This window comes from Streptomyces sp. NPDC047014, from assembly GCF_040644195.1.
In the GTDB taxonomy this organism is placed as follows: Bacteria; Actinomycetota; Actinomycetes; order Streptomycetales; family Streptomycetaceae; genus Streptomyces.
The window spans coordinates 1-4,594 of the sequence record NZ_JBEYVX010000169.1; the positions used below are offsets into that span (position 1 = coordinate 1).

The window sequence follows — 4,594 nt, forward strand, 5'->3', positions numbered from 1 at the left end:
CGCCTCACGGAACACCACATCCCGCAACGACCAATCCACCAAAGGCGACAGCGCACGCTCGCACGCCACCATCGACTCCGCGAACACCGGCGACGAGTCCCACAGCTCCCGGCCCATACCGACCCACTGCGAACCCTGACCCGGGAACACGAACACCACACCACTGCCGGCGTCTCCGGTGCCCCGGACGAGGCCGGGGAGGTCGCGGCCTTCGGCCAGCGCCTCCAGTCCTTCCGGGAGCGTGCCGCCCGCCTCGGCGAACAGCACGGCGCGGTGGGCGAGCTGCGACCGCGAGCTCAGCAGGGAGAACCCCACGTTCGCGGTGTCGAGCCCGTCCTCGGCCGCCAGGTGGTCCCGGAGGCGCGCGGCCTGGTCGCGCAGCGCGGCGCCGGTGTTGCCCGAGATCAGCCACGGGAGCACGGCGGGCGACGTGGACGGCGGCGGTACGGCCGTGTCCCCCGGCTGCGGCTCCACCGGCTCGGCCTCGGGGGCCTGCTCCAGGACGACGTGGGCGTTGGTACCGCTGATGCCGAACGACGACACGCCCGCGCGACGCGGACGGCCCGTCTCCGGCCAGTCCCGGGTGGTGGTGAGGAGCTCCACCTCGCCCTCGGTCCAGTCGATCTGCGTGCTCGGGTTCTCGGCGTGCAGGGTCTTGGGGAGGACCCCGTGCTGGAGGGCGAGCACGCTCTTGATGACACCGGCGACACCCGAAACGGCCTGGGTGTGGGCGATGTTGGACTTGAGGGAGCCGAGCCAGAGCGGGCGTCCGTCGTGCCGGTCCTGGCCGTAGGTGGCCAGCAGCGCCTGCGCCTCGATCGGGTCGCCCAGCGTGGTACCCGTACCGTGCGCCTCCACCATGTCCACATCGGCGAGGGTCAGGCCGGCGTTGGCCACCGCCTGGCGGATCACCCGCTGCTGCGAAGGACCGTTCGGAGCACTCAGACCGTTCGAGGCACCGTCCTGGTTGACCGCCGAGCCCCGGATCACCGCGAGGACGGGGTGACCGTTGCGACGGGCGTCCGACAGCCGTTCGAGCAGGACGACCGCGGCGCCCTCGCCCCAGCCGATGCCGTCGGCCTCGTCGGAGAACGCCTTGCAGCGGCCGTCCGCCGCCAGACCGCGCTGCCGGGCGAAGGTGACGAACGCCGAGGAGGTGGCCATCACCGCGACACCGGCGGCGAGCGCGAGGGAGCAGTCGCCCTGGCGCAGCGACTGGGCCGCCGAGTGCAGGGCGACCAGCGACGAGGAGCAGGCCGTGTCCACCGTGACGGCGGGCCCTTCGAGCCCCAGCACGTAGGAGACGCGGCCGGACATGATGCTCGCCGAGCCGCCGGTGATCGCGTACCCCTGGTCGGTCGGCGAGTTCATCAGCTTGACGGTGTGCTCGATGGCCGTACCGCCGACGAAGACGCCGGTACGGCTGCCCCGCAGCGACACCGGGTCGATCCCGGCCCGCTCCAGCGCCTCCCACGAGGTCTCCAGCAGCAGCCGCTGCTGGGGGTCCATGGTCATCGCCTCACGGGGGGAGATACCGAAGAACCCCGCGTCGAAGTCGCCGGCGCCCTGGAGGAACGCACCCTCACGGGTGTAGGTCGTTCCCGGGCGGTCCGGGTCGCTGTCGAAGAGCGAGGAGAGGTCCCAGCCCCGGTCGTCCGGGAAGCCCCCCACCGCGTCGACCCCGTTGACGACCATGTGCCACAGCTGCTCCGGCGAGTCGACGCCGCCGGGCAGCCGGCAGGCCATACCGACCACGGCCAGCGGTTCGCGGGCGCGGTCCTGGCTGTCCTGGAGCTGCTGACGAGTCTGCTGCAACTCAGCTGTGACTCGGCGCAGATAGGTACGGAGTTTGTCCTCGGTCATGGTGAAACCCCACTCTGAAGCAATGGAAGGCCCGGCAGCCGTGTGTTCAGGACACGCCCAGGTCGCGGTCGATGAAGTCGAAGATCTCGTCGTCCGTGGCGGCTTCGAGATCGGTGGTGGAGTCCCTCTCGGAGGATCCGAGCTTGGCCATCAGGTCGCGCAGGTGGTCGACGATGTCCTCACGGGCCTGGGGATCCGGTGCGACGCTGTCCAGCGCCTGGCCGATCCTGGCCAGCTCCCGCCTGATGTCCAGGACATCGGAGAGGCTGCTCTCTCCCCCCTTGGCGAGCTCGGCCAGGAGGTGGCCGGTGAGCCGCTGCGGGTTCGGGTGGTCGAAGACGAGGGTGGCGGGCAGTCGCAGGCCGGTGGCCCGGTTCAGGCGGTTGCGCAGGTCCATCGCCGTCAGCGAGTCGAAGCCGAGCTCCTGGAAGGGCCGGTTCGGGGTGATGTCGGCCGTCGAGGCGTGGGACAGCACCTGGGCCGCCTCACCCCGCACCAACGCCAGGATCTGCGCGTGCCGTTCGCCGTCGGTCAGGCCGGCCAGGCGGGCCCTGAGGTCGGCGCCGGCGGTCGCGTCCTCGGGGGTCTCCGCCGTGTCCTCGGTGTCACTCAGGATGCGGGCGGCCTCGGGGATGTCCTCGATGAGCGGGCGCCGGCGGGCCATGGTGTAGCCCGGGGTGAAGCGCTCCCAGTCCATGTCCGTGACGGTCAGCGAGACCTCGTCCTGCTCCAGCGCCTGGCGCAGGGCCAGAGTCGCCTGCGCCGGATCGAGCAGCCGCACACCACGGCGCAGAAGCTGCTCGGCATTGCCGCCCTCGGCCATCGCCGTGTCCTGCCAGCCACCCCAGGAGACGGAGGTGGCGGTCAGGCCACGGCTTCGGCGCTCCCGCGCCAGACCGTCCAGGAACGCGCCCGCGGCCGCATTGGCACCGTTGCTCGCACTCCCCCAGACCGCGGCACCGGAGGAGAACAGGACGAACGCGTCCAGCTCGACACCCAGTTCACCCGTGACCTCGTCCAGGTTCCGCGCACCCAGCGTCCTGGCGGACAGCTGGTCGGCGAGGCCGGCCGCTTCGAGTTCCTGCACCGGACCGTGCCCTGCGACTCCGGCGGTGTGGAAGACGGCGGTAAGGGGGTGTTCGGCCGGGACCGCCCCGATGACCGTGGCGAGCGCCTGCCGGTCGGTGACATCACACGCGACGACCGACACCTCGGCGCCCAGACCACGAAGCTCTGCCACCAACTTGTCCGCGCCGTCGGCCTCTTCGCCCCGACGGCTCAGCAGCAGGAGGTGTTCCGCGCCGTCCTTCGCGAGCCAACGCGCCAGATGCGCACCGATACCGCCCGTACCACCGGTGACCAGGACGGTGCCGCGCGGATTCCACTCCCGGACGGGAACCGGGCTGCCGCCCAGGGGCGCACGGACCAGACGCCGGGCATACGCACCCGACGACCGCACCGCGACCTGGTCCTCACCCTCACCCGCCGCAAGGACACCCGCGAGGCCGGTGGCCACCCGCTCGTCCCACACCTCCGGCACATCGACCAGACCACCCCACGTACCAGGCTGCTCCAGACCCACGATCTGGCCGAGCGCCCACAGCTGCGCCTGCACCGGGCTGACCACGTCAGCCGCGCCGACGCCGGCCGCACCCCGGGTCAGGACCCAGAGCCGACCCGACAGAGCAGCATCGGCCAGACCCTGGAGCAGGACCAGCGTCGCCGCCAGAGCAGACTCCTCGTTCCAGCCGAGCAGGGAAACCACACCCGCCACGTCCGGAGTCTCGGCGAGCCGGGCGGCCAACGCCGCACGGTCCACATCCGCCCCGACCTCCAGCACCACGACCTCGGCCCCGGCCGCCACCAGGGCACCCCGGACCTCCTCGACCGGCACCCCGGCACCCGGCGTGACCAGCAACCACGTCCCGGTCAAACGGCTTTCCGAAGGAAGGCCCGTTGCCCGCCACTCGGTGCGATAGCGCAACGAGTCCAGCACCGACTGCTCCCGACGGCCCTTGCGCCAGGCGGACAGGACCGGCAGCCAGGCTTCGGCGCCCGCCGCCGGGTCCGGCCCGGCGCCTCCCGTGCCGTCGAGGACGGCGGTCAGGCCGGCCAGGTCCTGGCGTTCGACGGCGTCCCAGAACTCGGATTCGGCAACGTCGGTCGTCTCCACCACCTGGGCGCCAATGGTCACACCCTCCAGCCAGTAGCGCTGGTGCTGGAAGGCGTACGTCGGCAGGGCCACCCGATGGCCCGTGGTGAGCAGCTGCTTCCAGTCGACCGGAGCCCCGGCCACATAAGCCTCCGCCAGCGAGGTCAGGAAACGCTCCGCGCCACCCTCCTCACGACGCAGCGAACCCACCGTCACCAGCGGACGATCCAGCGCGTCACCGGTCTGCGCCACCGCCATCGTCAGCACCGGATGCGGACTCGACTCCACGAAGAACGCATTGCCCTTCTCCACCAGCAAACGCGTCACCGGTTCGAACTGCACCCGCTCCCGCAGGTTCCGCACCCAGTACCCGGCATCCAGACCGGCCGTGTCCATCCGCTCGCCCGACACCGTCGAATAGAACGCGACGGGCGAGGACTGCGGACGGATGTCCGCCAGCTCCCGCAACAGGTCCTCGTTCAGGACATCCACCTGCGCGGAGTGCGAGGCGTAATCCACCGCGATACGACGCGCCCGCACACCCTCCACCTCACAGGAGGCCAGCAGCTCATCCAGCGC

2 protein-coding genes are annotated in these 4,594 nt (G+C 71.4%); both read right to left on the minus strand.

The window, feature by feature from the left end; all coding sequences use genetic code 11:
* The coding region (locus ABZ873_RS33895) for a type I polyketide synthase (RefSeq protein WP_360880642.1) at positions 1–1,863 on the minus strand (1,863 nt) is incomplete at its 3' end.
* A 46-nt stretch (positions 1,864–1,909) separates the two neighbouring features.
* The coding region (locus tag ABZ873_RS33900) for an SDR family NAD(P)-dependent oxidoreductase (RefSeq protein ID WP_360880645.1) at positions 1,910–4,594 on the minus strand (2,685 nt) is incomplete at its 5' end.